This window comes from Acinetobacter sp. YH12100 (assembly GCF_013419135.1).
Lineage (GTDB): Bacteria > Pseudomonadota > Gammaproteobacteria > Pseudomonadales > Moraxellaceae > Acinetobacter > Acinetobacter pseudolwoffii.
Genome location: NZ_VPAQ01000011.1, coordinates 63437 through 77100, shown reverse-complemented (window position 1 = coordinate 77100; position 13664 = coordinate 63437). Strand labels below are relative to the sequence as shown.

The following is a 13664-nucleotide window of genomic DNA, read 5'->3' as shown; positions in this document are numbered from 1 at the left end:
ATAGAGTGATGTCCATTTCTGCGCTATTGGCTTGTTTTAGTTTTTATTCAGGACTGTATTTAATCTATTTCTTTTTTGCTCAACAACAAAATCCGCTGTTTTTGTTTTTAGCGATCATTTTATTGATTTTTGCTTGCATCATTACCCCTTATGGTTACCAGCGTCACCGTGGCCATTATGACCGAACCATGAGTTGGGGACAGTATTTAGCCATACCTTTGATTTTATGGGGACGACTATTTATCGTTCCTATCAGTTTTATTTTAAGTTTGTTTTATTCAAACCAGTAAATTCAATCATAAAAAAGCACCTAACGGTGCTTTTTTACATCTATTGAGGTGCTTAGATCTTTGTTAACAATGCATCTAAAACAGCTTGATAGTGAATCTGGATATCATCTTCTAGAATCTTGTAAGCATTGTCGAACTGCACCATAGGCCAGCCTTCTTTCCAGAATGGGAAAATATTATGCAGGTCATGGGTAACAATCGCGTCTTCACGCACAATTGCTTGGGCAATTTGTGACAGTACCTGTGCAGTTTCAGCACCATCAATCGCCATATAATCAATTCCGCGCGCTTTTAAAATACGGACGCGGTCTTTTTTATAACGGATTTTTTTGATTTGTGCCGTATTCAGGCCCAAAGCCAAAGATACCGCTTCGACAAATTTGTCTTCAAATGACTGATTCAATGCCACTAACGCTTCTTTATGCGCTTCCTGACGACCAGCTTTACCACCCTGACGAATCACTTCTTTCGCCTCAGTATTTAGTTCATCCTTTTTCATGCTTTGCAGGATGTCTAAAATTTCGATGTCGCTTAACGCCTCAGGAGATTGATCAGTCATAAACTGTCCTTAAAAAAATAAATCTTGAATCGGCTATTTTCGCATAATTCGTGGCTAAAAAACTAAAATCTTCGTGATTAAAGCAATGATAAGCGCTGAAAATGGATTTGTCCTGTGATTCTGCGTCAAATCGACTATAGTGCCTGTGTCTATTTCTGAATCAATCTCTGGATGATGCCCACTACCCAAGTGACTTTGTTGCTGCAGCAACTTCAACAACAGTATCCGACTGCATTTAAAGGCAATTACCTGTTCTATAGCCAGATCAAAATCCGTGGGATCTGGGATAAAGCCAAGCTTTTGATTCCCTGGGTCTTGGCGGCCATGATTTTTATTCCCGTCAGTTTGATGTTCGGTGACGTCATAAAGCAATCTTTTGTGCAAGTGAGCGAATTTCAGGCGCAAAGTTATGCCATTTTGGCGATACTGTTGTTCCTGATGTTGAGTCTCACCTTAATTCTGCAACAGGTTCAGCATTCTTCTTATTCGCTATATCAGTTATTACGCCATACCCCAATCAAGATGGCTGTGGTGATTCTACTACAAACCTTAAATCTGTTTTTTGTACAAAGTAGCCTACTGATGTGGAGTTTATTCTTTTTTGGAGTGAGCTTTGGCTTTATCCGTTTTTATCGGGAAAACTTGTTCCGGGAAAACAGCCAAAATACTGAACATTATCAGTTGCAACAATTACGTAGAATCTGCTTCTGGGCTTATAAACAGACCTGTATGCTTCGACTAAAATTACGTTTTTGTTCAAGCAATCATCCTCGGCATGCCGAACTAAAACAGCAATTAAATCACTATGCCGAATTATATACCCAGCTGCTGAAACATGAGCATCAATACTGTAAAACCATCAAGCATCTGGATGTCGACAGTTATTTGGACGAGAACTCATAGTGCTCTATCATTTTGATTAGCCATCTTGAATATTTTTAATAAGGGTCCTTAAAAAAACAGATTGATTTGCTAGTTTTTTTAGAGAGAAGCCACGGAATTGCTTGAAAAGAAAGCAATCATTTAGAAATGTGCTTGCCAAGCTTTATTTCGTCCTCTATTATTGCGCACATGCCCGAGTGGTGAAATCGGTAGACACAGGGGATTTAAAATCCCCCGCCCACAAAGCGTGCCAGTTCGAGTCTGGCCTCGGGCACCATTTTAATCTTTATTAAAATGGTGCAATAGAAAACCCAGCATTAGGCTGGTTTTTTTGTGCCTGAATTTTATTCTTTTAGCGCGAAATCCTCATGTCAGAATTAAAATACTTCGATCTCGCCACATTACAATTACGCCATCCAGACGCTTTTTTCCTGAAGCTGCGTTATAGCCGCTTCAAATTTAATGCCCTGCAAAATCTCCAGTTTGTGATCGCGATTAATTTACTGTCTCTTTTAATCTGCGTGGCCTGTAGCATCAGTTCAGTACTTCTGGAATATTATTTTTTCAAGAATGCCACGATCGCCTTTAATGTCACCTTGATCATGTTAATGGCCCTGCTTTATCCCTATATCTGGTATGCACAATATCAGGCGCAATTCAGCTCCAAAGCCTATAGTCAGCGCTTGCAGAACTGTCTGTATCTGCAAATTCCAATTTTTCTGGTTTTATTGCTGAATCTGTATGTAATTCATTCAGATATGCTGGTAATCATCAGCATGATCATTTTAGCGCTTTCCTCTTTTGGCGCTGTCACCTTAGAACCTTTATTTAAAAGTTCTTGTAGTGCGATTGATCAGATCAAACTGCAAAAACTGCGGCAGCTGGCCTTTTGGGCCTATCAACAGTCCAGATCCAAAACACCGCAACCGATTCAGGACCAGTCAAATCTGCAGGCTTATTACCAGAATCTTTATCAGCAATGCATGCATGAAGAGCAAAAATTACTCAGCTCGATTCGCTTTAAAAGTTTTAAAGACTATTTCTACAAATAATAAAAAACCCTGCAGTAGCAGGGTTTTATCGATCACCATTCACGATTGGTAATCAGCTCTTCCATTTCAATCTCGAACAACCCGTGCTCTTGCACCACCATCATCATGGCTTCGGCAATATAATCTGCAGCGGTATCATCCAGAGATGAATCCAGATCTTCAAACTGCGGTTTCATGGCATTAATATCAGCAACGGTCAGATGGGCAAGCTGGTAAATTTCTTGATCTGACAAAGCTGATTTAGCGACTTTTTGGGCAAAATGTTCGATGTGCTGTTTGATTTCAGCAACCAGAATATCGGGATAATACGCATCATCGAACATGGGGAGAAGTAAATCTGCAAACATTACAGGCACTCTAAAAGATGACAATTTAATCTAAGCGTGCCTATATAGCACATTGTTGCCTGAAAGCCAAACAACATTGCCAGATGCTTACTCTCCCGCCATCAATGTCTACGCCATCTGCATGGCTTGCCAGACTCTAATCGCATCCGCTGTCGCTTTCACATCATGTGCCCGTACCATACAGGCGCCCTGCTGAATACTGAGCAAATGTGCTGTTGCCGAACCCACCGCACGCGCCTGTGGTTCTGCGCCATCTAAGACAGCCCCAATAAAGCGTTTACGTGATAAGGCAGATAAAATCGGATAACCCATTTCTGTCAATTTATAAAATTCTTGAAGCAGCTTGAGATTTTGCTGAGCATTCTTGGCAAAACCAAACCCCGGATCAATCATGATATTTTCGGCTTTTACTCCTACATCCAAGGCATCCTGAACACGTTGAGATAGTTCGCCAATCACCTCGGTAGTGACATCCTCATATTGATCCAGATTGTTCATGGTGGTCGGCTCACCACGCATATGCATAATGATTACCGGAATATTTAATTCAGCGGCCGTTACTAAGGCATTGGGGCGGGTCAACGCACGGACGTCATTCCAGATATGCGCTCCGGCCTGAACCGCTGCACGAATCACTTCTGGTTGTGAAGTATCAATCGAGAGAACAACATCATGTTTTGCTAAGGCTTCAACCACAGGCACCACGCGGCGGATCTCTTCCTCTACGTCTACCACAGCGGCACCCGGACGGGTCGATTCCCCGCCGATATCAATTACGGTCGCACCTTCAGCCATCATCTCCAGCGCACGTGCAACTGCATCTTCTTTTTGATTATGCCGACCACCATCACTAAATGAGTCGGGGGTGACATTGAGAATTCCCATCACATGCGGCTGAGATAAGTCCAGTTTTAACTCACCAAATGTCCATACATGTGGTCGTAAAGGCATCAGCTGCATGTTTCCATTCTCGTTCACAATAATTCGAATATTGTCTTATGGATAGAGCAATAAAGCAAAGCTCGATAAGACATTTGCCCATTAGTTTTGAGTTAAATATAGCATTCAGAAAATTATCATAAAAATGACTGATATAAAAAAACCACCCGAAGGTGGTTTTTTATTTAACTTAGTTGGCTGGCAATGGCGGTGGCGTCAACGGGCCATCATCTGGGGTTACATCAATCACAGGATTTTCTGCAACATAGACTTTTGGCGGTTGAGGCTCACGACCTTCCATAATGTCACGGATTTGATCACGATCAATAGTTTCCCATTCCATCAAGGCTTTGACCATCGCATGGGCAATATCTTTTTTACTTTCCAAGATATCGCGTGCGACTTTATATTGCTCATCCAGAATACGACGGATTTCACGATCGACTTCTAACTGGGTTGTTTCAGAAATACTGCGACTGCCAATACTGCCCATGAACGATTGCTGTGCATCTTCTTCATAGACCATGACGCCCATTTTGTCAGACATACCGTATTTGGTCACCATCGCACGTGCCATTTTAGTTGCACGTTCGAAGTCATTTGACGCGCCGGTCGACATCTGGTTAATGAATACTTCTTCAGCAATACGGCCACCAAACAAAATCGAAAGTTCATTCAACATTTTGTCTTTATAATGGCTAGTCTGGTCAAATTCAGGCAGCTGCCAGGTGACACCTAAAGCCCAGCCACGCGGCATGATCGTTACTTTATGCACAGGATCTGTACCTGGCAAGCTTTCAGCAACAATCGCATGACCTGCTTCATGATAAGCCGTCGCGCGACGCTCTTCATCACGCAGCACCATCGACTTACGCTCAGGACCCATATACAGTTTGTCTTTTGCATCTTCGAAGTCATGCATATCGACAGTGTTCTTGTTACGGCGTGCAGCGAATAAAGCCGCTTCATTCACCAGGTTAGCCAATTGCGCACCCGAGAAGCCTGGTGTGCCACGCGCAAGTACTTTAACGTCGACCCCTGTGACTGAAGGCAATTTTTTCAAATGCACATTCAGGATTTGTTCACGACCCTTAATGTCTGGCAAGCCAACCACAACCTGACGGTCAAAACGACCCGGACGAAGTAAAGCTTTATCCAGTACATCTGCACGGTTGGTTGCAGCAATCACGATAATACCTTCATTGCCTTCAAAGCCGTCCATTTCCACCAGCATCTGGTTCAGCGTCTGCTCACGTTCATCGTGACCACCGCCTGTACCTGAACCACGGTGACGACCGACTGCATCAATCTCATCAATAAAGATGATACATGGTGCATGACGTTTTGCCTGTTCGAACATGTCACGCACACGCGATGCACCAACACCCACAAACATTTCCACGAAGTCAGAACCCGAAATACTAAAGAATGGCACTTTAGCTTCACCGGCAATGGCTTTGGCAAGCAAAGTTTTACCTGTACCTGGAGGACCGACCATCAAAACACCACGTGGAATACTTGCACCGAGACGTTTAAATTTGGTTGGGTCTTTCAGGAAGTCGACAATTTCAACCACTTCTTGCTTGGCTTCATCACAACCGGCAACATCGACGAAAGTGACTTTAATCTGGTCTTCAGACAACATTTTGGCTTTAGACTTACCAAAACTCATTGGGCCGTTTTTACCACCTGCACCGCCACCCATGTTGCGCATAAAGAACATGAATAACAAAATGATTAAAAGCACAGGGAAACTTGCAATAAGCAACTGCATGAGCAAGCCTTGACGTTGTGGTGCTTCACCTTCGACCACAACATTATTTTTAATGAGGCTTGGCATCAGCTCAGGATCCTGAACTGCCGGACGAATACTTTCAAACTCTGAACCGTTTGATTTTTCGCCACGAATTCTTTCGCCGTCAATAACAACTTGTTTAATTTGGCCAGCATTGACCGCGGCAACAAACTCTGAGTAGTTCATTGTAGTCGGTTGATTGCGGTCACTGACGTTGCTGAAGATTAACACCAGCACACCCAGTATTACGAGCCACAATACGGCATTCTTAAAAAGATCGCTCAAAGCTTTATTCCCATTCCAATCTAATTTGATCATGCCCTGTTCAGGGTGACCTTAATACTTAAGCTGTAAATTAACTTACAATTATCTGAAAACGTACAAAATGCACAATTTTTAACGACTTGGCAAGTAGACTTATTTTAAAGCCTTCTTGCGTCCCTGCCCGATCAGGAAAACTTCTTTAGAGCGAGCACGTGATGCCAAGGGTTTAGATGTTTTCAGAATATCAAAACTATCAACCACTTGCTTACGGAATTCATCAAAACCTGAGCCTTGGAAAACTTTTACCACAAATTGACCTTTGGGGCCTAGCACCTTATTGGCAAAATCCAGTGCAAGTTCACACAAGTAAATCTGACGCGGTTGATCTACAGCCTTATTACCTGATGTATTGGGGGCCATATCTGAAATTACAACGTCTACAGTACGACCATCTAAAATTTCTAGCAGTTTTTGGAAAACTTCTTCTTCACGGAAGTCACCTTGCAGAAAAGTGACATCTGGTAAAGCATCCATTGGTAAAATATCAGATGCAATCAATAAACCCTTATCGCCAACAAGTTTACCGGCAATCTGTGACCAGCTGCCTGGCGCTGCGCCCAGGTCGACCACAGTCATACCAGGTTTAATGATTTTATACTTTTCTTGCATTTCTAAGAGCTTATATGCTGCACGCGCACGATAGCCTTCCTTTTGTGCCTTTTTCACATAAGGATCGTCTAAATGCTCTCTCATCCAATCACGACTACTTTTAGATAACTTTTGGTTGGTAATGCGTGTAGCCATAACTCTCTAAATAAAAAAATGTCTCATTATTAATTGTACGTGAAAAAGACTTATTTTGCAGTATACATGTGTATCTAAATCTAAGGCTTTTGCTCTCTCCGTGGACAGATTGAATATGATTATTTCCTGATAATTTACAGCGTTTATTTTTTGCTTTTGCTATACTAAGCCGTTTTAAAATTCAGGTTATCTCTCATGGCGGCTTTATCTATTCAGGAACGTAAGCGTTTACGTCAAATCGGACATACACTTAACCCAGTCGTGATGCTAGGTGACAAAGGTCTGACGGAAAATGTCATCGAAGAATTAGCGCGTGCTTTAAACGATCACGAACTGATTAAAGTTAAAATTGTCGCTGAAGATCGTGAAGCGCGTGCAGCGCTGATTGCTGAAATTTCAGAAGCGACTGGTGCTGAAGTGGTTCAAACTATTGGTAAAATTGCACTTCTTTATAAGAAAGCGGCAAAACAGAACCAAAAATTGTCCAATCTTGTTCGTTTCGCTCATTTGTCTAACTAAGTACAGGACTTATGGCAAGTTACGAACTTAGCGCATTTGATCGCCGTTTTCAGGCCATCTCTCTGGTTGCTGCCATTGAACAGCAAGGTCCATGTAGTTTAAATGTGGGCTTCTGGATCCGCGATCCCAATCATTACATCCTGTGGCCAGACATGGTAGCTGCACATCCCCGTCAGGATTTCTTGTGGGAACAGACCTGCTTTGAAATTTTTATTGGGGTTCAGGGTGAAGATTTTTATCGTGAGATTAATCTCTCCCCTTCTCAGGCCTGGCAGGCTTATCAATTTGAAGAATACCGCTATCCTGAAGATATGCCACCACAAGCTGCAGATGATATTGAGCTGAATCAGCTCAAACGTACCCATTATGGTCTCAATGTCAGTGTGGATCTGACCGATTTTATGGCAACACATAAACTCAAATGGGAAAACTTGTTCCTGGGTTTATCTGCTGTTTTAAAAACCTCGCAAGGTGACCAGTACTACGCGATGCAGCATAGTAGTCCTCAGGCAGATTTTCATAATAAACGTGACTGGTTGCATGTATTTTAGATCAGTCAAACCTGTATATCCTCTGTCTGAATCTGTAAAAGACTGATAAAACGTGAGACTTGAAGTCTCACGTTTTTGTTTGTCTCTAGACAAAGTAGTTAGCTGTGTATGGTTATTTTGCATTTTCTTGTTTTTGAACATCTTAGAGTAGCATTTTAATGAGGTAACTGATGCTGGCTCCGAATGGCTTTCACTGCAGCATAAAGAATAAAAGTAAAAGTGAGTACCATGAGCAGAACAGTCCCCAAAACCGGCCCCAGTACGCCCAAACATAATACGATCACACCCAGATAAAGTATGCGCCCCAAGCCGCTTTCCAGATTAAGCAGCATAATCAATATCAATAAAACAAGCACACCTACCAAATAATGCCGTGGCATCGTAACCCCTTCTGATTATTATTGTGAGTCCGTTTTGCTACATAAAGACAAAGGAGAACATGTGATTGTTCTCCTTTTAAAGAGCAGCCTTTCAACGCAGCTTAACTTTTCAGCTCAGGCTTTTTGTCTGAACTTTCTGCTTTCACTACCGGCTTGACTTTTTTCAGCACTTCAATGGTGCTGTCTTTAGAACGTTTTAAGGTATCGGTCAAATGCTCTTTATGTTTGGTCGAAATCTGACTGACATCCTCTTTCAGTTCCTTGCCCAGACTGGACAAGTCTTCGATCACTGCATTGAATTCTGTTTTGATAAAGCTCTTCAATTCAGTTAATTCTTTTTGTGAACCGAAGATCTGCTCCTTTAAAGTGTCAATTCGCTGCAACACCTCCTGCTTAAATTGGCGCAATTGTTCCTGTACGGTATCGGTCAATTGCTTGGCTTCAACTTCAAGCTTTTCTTTACTTTCTTCGATGCTTTCAAATACTTGATCTTTCGCCTCTACTGCTACTTTTTCAAGCTTCTCGGCAGTTTCTGCCACGACGCTCGGGCTGGCTTTTTGGGATTGGGTAGATTTTGATGCTGTAGTCATTTGTCTTGTTCCTATTGTTATATTGACTGAGCTATATTAGTAGACTTGATAAAATTTAAGATTTGATTTGTCTGACAATTATTAATTGCTTACATTTTTTCATCCTGTTTACAAAACAGACTTCCACTCAAAAAGCAAGGCATTTATCTTATACTTTCGCTGCAAAGCCATTGGACTTCAAGCATCATTCTGCGTATAATGCCGTGTTAAGTTCAAGCGAGCAGACATAGGAGGGTAGGTTTAAAAATTAGCCTTCCTTTTTTTTCGTCTTCTCGCTTTTTTACAGCCTAAATTTCAGGAGCTTTGGTTTGAGCACCCCAGCAATTTTAGCCCTTGCCGACGGAACTATCTTTAAAGGTACTTCGATTGGCGCATCGGGTAGTACGACTGGTGAAGTCGTTTTCAACACTGCCATGACTGGCTATCAAGAAATTTTGACTGACCCGAGTTATGCACAGCAACTTGTGACACTGACTTACCCGCATATCGGTAACACAGGCTGCAATGAAGAAGACGCTGAATCAGGTCGTATTCATAAAGTTTGGGCCAACGGATTGATCATTCGTGACCTGCCTTTATTGCACAGTAACTTCCGTTCAACCCAATCATTAGCTGAATATTTGGTACAACACAATGTTGTGGCAATTGCGGATATCGACACGCGTAAATTGACACGTATCCTACGTGACAAAGGTGCGCAAAATGGCTGTATCCTTGCTGGCGAAAATATCACTGAAGCAGAAGCGCTTGAAAAAGCACGTGCCTTTAGCGGTTTAAACGGTTTAGACCTGGCAAAAGAATGTTGCGATCCTGAGGGCTTTGAGTGGACTGAAGGCTCTTGGGCATTAGGCAAAGGTTTCTCTCAACCTGAACTTAAATTCCATGTTGTTGCATACGATTACGGTGTCAAAACCAACATCTTACGTATGCTCGCAGACCGCGGTTGTAAACTGACTGTGGTGCCTGCGCAAACTCCTGCTGCTGACGTACTTGCTCTGAATCCAGATGGCGTGTTCCTGTCGAACGGCCCTGGCGATCCAGCTGCATGTGACTACGCAATTGAAGCTGTAAAAACAATTGTAGAAACCACTGAAATTCCAGTATTTGGTATCTGTCTGGGTCACCAGATCCTTGCACTTGCAAGTGGCGCCAAAACACTAAAAATGCCTCACGGTCACCACGGTGCCAACCATCCTGTGCAAAACCTTGAAAATGGTACAGTGATGATTACTTCTCAAAACCACGGCTTCGCAGTTGATGAAAGCAACCTGCCGGATGTATTGCGTGTAACGCATCGCTCACTGTTTGATGGTACTAACCAAGGTATTCATCGCACAGACAAGCCTGCGTTCAGCTTCCAGGGTCACCCTGAAGCAAGCCCTGGCCCACATGACTGCGCACCATTGTTCGATCATTTCATCGAACTTATCGAAGCATCTAAGAAGTAATTAAGGAAGCATCATGGCTAAACGTACTGACATTAAAAGCATCTTAATTATTGGTGCGGGTCCGATTGTCATCGGTCAGGCATGTGAGTTTGACTACTCAGGTGCTCAAGCATGTAAAGCCCTTCGTGAAGAGGGCTACCGCGTTATTTTGGTCAACTCGAATCCGGCGACCATCATGACCGACCCTGCAATGGCAGACGCAACGTATATCGAACCGATTACCTGGCAAACTGTTGCACAAATTATTGAGAAAGAACGCCCAGACGCAGTTCTTCCCACCATGGGCGGTCAAACTGCATTGAACTGTGCCCTTGCCCTTGATGAGCACGGCATTCTAGAAAAATATAATGTTGAATTGATCGGCGCGACCAAAGAAGCGATTGAAAAAGCTGAAGACCGCAAACTCTTCGACCAGGCAATGCGTAAAATTGGTCTTGAATGTCCAAAAGCAGATATTGCCGAGTCAATGGAAGAAGCTTTAACTATTCAAGCACGCTTCGGCTTCCCCGTGATTATCCGTCCATCATTCACGATGGGTGGCTCAGGTGGTGGTATTGCATATAACCGTGAAGAGTTCATTGAAATCTGTGAACGCGGTTTCGATCTTTCTCCGACCAAACAGTTATTGATTGATGAATCTTTAATTGGCTGGAAAGAATACGAGATGGAAGTTGTTCGTGACAAAAATGACAACTGTATCATCGTCTGTACCATTGAAAACTTTGATCCAATGGGCGTGCACACCGGTGACTCCATCACTGTTGCGCCTGCACAAACGCTGACAGATAAAGAATTCCAGTTACTTCGTAATGCATCTTTAGCTGTACTTCGTGAAATTGGCGTAGAAACAGGCGGTTCAAACGTTCAGTTCGGTATCAACCCGAAAGACGGTCGTATCGTTGTGATCGAGATGAACCCACGTGTTTCTCGTTCTTCTGCCCTTGCATCTAAAGCAACGGGTTTCCCGATTGCGAAAATCGCGGCGAAACTGGCTGTAGGTTATACCCTTGATGAGTTGAAAAATGACATCACGGGCGGTACAACACCGGCTTCATTCGAACCTGCGATTGACTACGTTGTAACGAAAATTCCTCGCTTCAACTTCGAGAAATTCCCGCAAGCAGATGCAACTTTGACGACTCAGATGAAATCTGTCGGTGAAGTCATGGCCATTGGCCGTAACTTCCAGGAGTCTATGCAAAAAGCGCTTCGTGGTCTTGAAGTCGGTGCTTCTGGCTTCGATGAAAAAATCGAAATCGGTGCTGAAGGTGCGAAAGATAAAATTCTTCAAGAACTTAAAGTGCCAGGTCCTGAGCGCATCTGGTTCATTGGTGATGCATTCCGTCACGGCTTTACACTTGATGAAGTATTTGCTGCAACCAATATCGACCCTTGGTTCCTGATTCAAATCGAAGACATCATTAAAACTGAAGAACAGATTAAATCTTTAGGTTTTGGTGATTTGAACGCGGACAACATCCGCAGCTTCAAACGTAAAGGTTTATCGGATCTTCGTATTGCAGACTTGATGGGCATTTCACAAAAACAATTCCGTAAACACCGTTGGAACCTGGGCGTAACCCCTGTTTACAAACGTGTCGATACATGTGCTGCAGAATTCGAATCTGATACAGCATACATGTACTCAACTTACGATGAAGAATGTGAAGCAAATCCATCAACGCGTGACAAGATCATGGTGATTGGTGGCGGGCCTAACCGTATTGGTCAAGGTATCGAGTTCGATTACTGCTGTGTACACGCAGCGCTTGCAATGCGTGAAGATGGTTATGAAACCATCATGGTCAACTGTAATCCTGAAACGGTTTCTACAGATTACGACACATCAGACCGTTTGTACTTCGAACCAATCACATTGGAAGATGTGCTTGAAATCGTACGTATCGAGAAGCCTAAAGGCATTATCGTGCAGTACGGTGGTCAAACACCTTTGAAATTGGCTCGTGCTTTGGAAGAAGCCGGTGCGCCAATTATCGGTACATCTCCAGACGCGATTGACCGTGCAGAAGACCGTGAACGCTTCCAGCAAATGATTCAACGTCTACAACTTCGTCAACCGAACAACAGCATTGTAAAATCTGCTGAAGAAGGTATGGCTGAAGCAGCAAAAGTTGGCTACCCGCTTGTGGTACGTCCATCATACGTTCTTGGCGGTCGTGCCATGGAAATCGTGTATAACGATGACGAATTGAAACGCTACTTACGTGATGCAGTTCAAGCATCAAACGAAGCACCGGTTCTTCTTGACCGCTTCCTTGATGACGCGATCGAAGTTGACGTGGACTGCGTATCTGACGGCAAAGACGTTGTGATTGGCGGTATCATGCAGCACATTGAACAAGCGGGTATCCACTCTGGTGACTCAGCATGTTCGATTCCTCCTTACTCGCTTTCTCAAGAAGTACAGGACGAAATGCGCCGTCAAACTGTTGCAATGGCAAAAGAACTGGGTGTAATCGGTTTGATGAACGTTCAGTTTGCAGTAAAAGGCACTGACGTTTACATTCTGGAAGTGAACCCACGTGCATCACGTACTGTACCGTTCGTTTCTAAATGTATCGGTGAGTCTTTAGCAAAAGTTGCTGCACGTTGTATGGCAGGTCAATCTCTAGAATCTCAAGGATTCACTAAAGAGATTATTCCTCAGCACTTCTCTGTAAAAGAAGCGGTGTTCCCATTCAACAAATTCCCGGGTGTTGACCCAATCCTTGGCCCTGAGATGAAATCGACTGGCGAAGTCATGGGTGTTGGTAAATCATTTGGTGAAGCGTTCTATAAAGCTGTATTAGGCTCGAACGATCGCTTACCAGGTAAACCAACTGAAGGCGAAGTAAAACATGCATTCCTGTCTGTTCGTGATTCAGATAAGCCGCATGTCGCGCGTATCGCTCAGCAACTGGTAGACTATGGCTTCAAGTTGCTTGCAACGGGTGGCACATACAGCGTGATTACTGAAGCGAGTATTGCATGTGAACGTGTGAATAAAGTAACTGAAGGCCGTCCTAATATTGTGGACCGCTTGAAAAATGGCGAAATTCACCTCATTATCAATACATCTGAAGGTAAACAGGCTCAGCAGGATTCGTTCTCGATCCGTCGCTCTGCGCTACAAGGTAAAGTGTATTACACGACCACCTTGAACGGTGCTGATGCTGTATGCCAAGCTTTAGCAATCAAATTGCCAATGGATGTATATCGCTTGCAAGACCTAACTAAAGGTTAA

At 43.3% G+C, this 13664-nt stretch carries 14 protein-coding genes and 1 tRNA gene; 8 read left to right on the top strand and 7 right to left on the bottom strand.

Annotated features, from left to right (window positions below):
* Positions 1-8 precede the first annotated feature (8 nt).
* Positions 9-290, top strand: coding sequence for a hypothetical protein (locus FTU40_RS09240; RefSeq protein WP_005097706.1), 282 nt, complete (start codon positions 9-11; stop codon positions 288-290).
* 52 nt (positions 291-342) lie between these two features.
* On the opposite strand, the gene FTU40_RS09235 is transcribed toward FTU40_RS09240, so the two are convergent.
* Positions 343-849, bottom strand: coding sequence for a hypothetical protein (locus FTU40_RS09235; RefSeq protein WP_074383395.1), 507 nt, complete (start codon positions 847-849; stop codon positions 343-345).
* A 174-nt stretch (positions 850-1023) separates the two neighbouring features.
* Here FTU40_RS09235 and FTU40_RS09230 point away from each other — a divergent pair, with 174 nt between their 5' ends.
* The 3 genes from FTU40_RS09230 (at position 1024) to FTU40_RS09220 (ending at position 2783) form a co-directional block, all read left to right on the top strand.
* Positions 1024-1752, top strand: a complete 729-nt coding sequence (locus tag FTU40_RS09230) for a hypothetical protein (RefSeq protein WP_159516166.1) — start codon at positions 1024-1026, stop codon at positions 1750-1752.
* Between the two features lie 170 nt (positions 1753-1922).
* Positions 1923-2008: transfer RNA gene (locus tag FTU40_RS09225), tRNA-Leu, on the top strand.
* 91 nt (positions 2009-2099) lie between these two features.
* Positions 2100-2783, top strand: coding sequence for a hypothetical protein (locus FTU40_RS09220; RefSeq protein WP_100329093.1), 684 nt, complete (start codon positions 2100-2102; stop codon positions 2781-2783).
* A 32-nt stretch (positions 2784-2815) separates the two neighbouring features.
* Here FTU40_RS09220 and FTU40_RS09215 read toward each other — a convergent pair whose 3' ends face one another.
* The 4 genes from FTU40_RS09215 to rlmE all read right to left on the bottom strand — a co-directional run bounded on the left by FTU40_RS09215 (position 2816) and on the right by rlmE (position 6932).
* A complete protein-coding gene (locus FTU40_RS09215; protein WP_005169878.1) occupies positions 2816-3130 on the bottom strand; it encodes a DUF5713 family protein in 315 nt (104 codons plus the stop codon).
* Positions 3131-3238: 108 nt separating this feature from the next.
* Positions 3239-4090 carry a dihydropteroate synthase gene (folP, locus tag FTU40_RS09210; protein ID WP_159138239.1) on the bottom strand — a complete coding sequence of 284 codons (852 nt, stop codon included), beginning with the start codon at positions 4088-4090 and terminating at the stop codon, positions 3239-3241.
* 169 nt (positions 4091-4259) lie between these two features.
* The gene (ftsH, locus tag FTU40_RS09205) at positions 4260-6149 is read right to left on the bottom strand and encodes an ATP-dependent zinc metalloprotease FtsH (RefSeq protein ID WP_034608943.1); all 1890 of its coding nucleotides are present in this window, start codon (positions 6147-6149) and stop codon (positions 4260-4262) included.
* Positions 6150-6281: 132 nt separating this feature from the next.
* Complete coding sequence (rlmE, locus tag FTU40_RS09200; RefSeq protein ID WP_005097715.1) at positions 6282-6932, bottom strand: 23S rRNA (uridine(2552)-2'-O)-methyltransferase RlmE; 651 nt, start codon at positions 6930-6932, stop codon at positions 6282-6284.
* A gap of 195 nt (positions 6933-7127) precedes the next feature.
* Between rlmE and yhbY the strand changes: the two genes are divergently transcribed.
* On the top strand, positions 7128-7451 hold the full coding sequence (yhbY, locus tag FTU40_RS09195) for a ribosome assembly RNA-binding protein YhbY (protein ID WP_005097716.1): 324 nt from the start codon (positions 7128-7130) through the stop codon (positions 7449-7451).
* A gap of 11 nt (positions 7452-7462) precedes the next feature.
* The gene (locus FTU40_RS09190) at positions 7463-8002 is read left to right on the top strand and encodes a DOMON-like domain-containing protein (protein WP_005169863.1); all 540 of its coding nucleotides are present in this window, start codon (positions 7463-7465) and stop codon (positions 8000-8002) included.
* 155 nt (positions 8003-8157) lie between these two features.
* On the opposite strand, the gene FTU40_RS09185 is transcribed toward FTU40_RS09190, so the two are convergent.
* Together FTU40_RS09185 and FTU40_RS09180 are read right to left on the bottom strand one after the other, a co-directional pair.
* On the bottom strand, positions 8158-8382 hold the full coding sequence (locus FTU40_RS09185) for a hypothetical protein (protein WP_180040604.1): 225 nt from the start codon (positions 8380-8382) through the stop codon (positions 8158-8160).
* A 101-nt stretch (positions 8383-8483) separates the two neighbouring features.
* Positions 8484-8972 carry a hypothetical protein gene (locus FTU40_RS09180; protein ID WP_180040602.1) on the bottom strand — a complete coding sequence of 163 codons (489 nt, stop codon included), beginning with the start codon at positions 8970-8972 and terminating at the stop codon, positions 8484-8486.
* A gap of 308 nt (positions 8973-9280) precedes the next feature.
* Between FTU40_RS09180 and carA the strand changes: the two genes are divergently transcribed.
* A complete protein-coding gene (gene carA / locus FTU40_RS09175; RefSeq protein WP_005097721.1) occupies positions 9281-10420 on the top strand; it encodes a glutamine-hydrolyzing carbamoyl-phosphate synthase small subunit in 1140 nt (379 codons plus the stop codon).
* Between the two features lie 13 nt (positions 10421-10433).
* Positions 10434-13664, top strand: a complete 3231-nt coding sequence (gene carB / locus FTU40_RS09170) for a carbamoyl-phosphate synthase large subunit (protein ID WP_180040600.1) — start codon at positions 10434-10436, stop codon at positions 13662-13664.

What these genes read in the sequence shown, in the direction of transcription:
- FTU40_RS09240 (WP_005097706.1), top strand. Translation starts at nt 9, where the DNA reads ATGTCCATTTCTGCGCTATTGGCTTGTTTTAGTTTTTATTCAGGACTG.
- FTU40_RS09235 (WP_074383395.1), bottom strand. Translation starts at nt 849, where the DNA reads ATGACTGATCAATCTCCTGAGGCGTTAAGCGACATCGAAATTTTAGAC.
- FTU40_RS09230 (WP_159516166.1), top strand. Translation starts at nt 1,024, where the DNA reads ATGCCCACTACCCAAGTGACTTTGTTGCTGCAGCAACTTCAACAACAG.
- FTU40_RS09220 (WP_100329093.1), top strand. Translation starts at nt 2,100, where the DNA reads ATGTCAGAATTAAAATACTTCGATCTCGCCACATTACAATTACGCCAT.
- FTU40_RS09215 (WP_005169878.1), bottom strand. Translation starts at nt 3,130, where the DNA reads ATGTTTGCAGATTTACTTCTCCCCATGTTCGATGATGCGTATTATCCC.
- folP (WP_159138239.1), bottom strand. Translation starts at nt 4,090, where the DNA reads ATGCAGCTGATGCCTTTACGACCACATGTATGGACATTTGGTGAGTTA.
- rlmE (WP_005097715.1), bottom strand. Translation starts at nt 6,932, where the DNA reads ATGGCTACACGCATTACCAACCAAAAGTTATCTAAAAGTAGTCGTGAT.
- yhbY (WP_005097716.1), top strand. Translation starts at nt 7,128, where the DNA reads ATGGCGGCTTTATCTATTCAGGAACGTAAGCGTTTACGTCAAATCGGA.
- FTU40_RS09190 (WP_005169863.1), top strand. Translation starts at nt 7,463, where the DNA reads ATGGCAAGTTACGAACTTAGCGCATTTGATCGCCGTTTTCAGGCCATC.
- FTU40_RS09185 (WP_180040604.1), bottom strand. Translation starts at nt 8,382, where the DNA reads ATGCCACGGCATTATTTGGTAGGTGTGCTTGTTTTATTGATATTGATT.
- FTU40_RS09180 (WP_180040602.1), bottom strand. Translation starts at nt 8,972, where the DNA reads ATGACTACAGCATCAAAATCTACCCAATCCCAAAAAGCCAGCCCGAGC.
- carB (WP_180040600.1), top strand. Translation starts at nt 10,434, where the DNA reads ATGGCTAAACGTACTGACATTAAAAGCATCTTAATTATTGGTGCGGGT.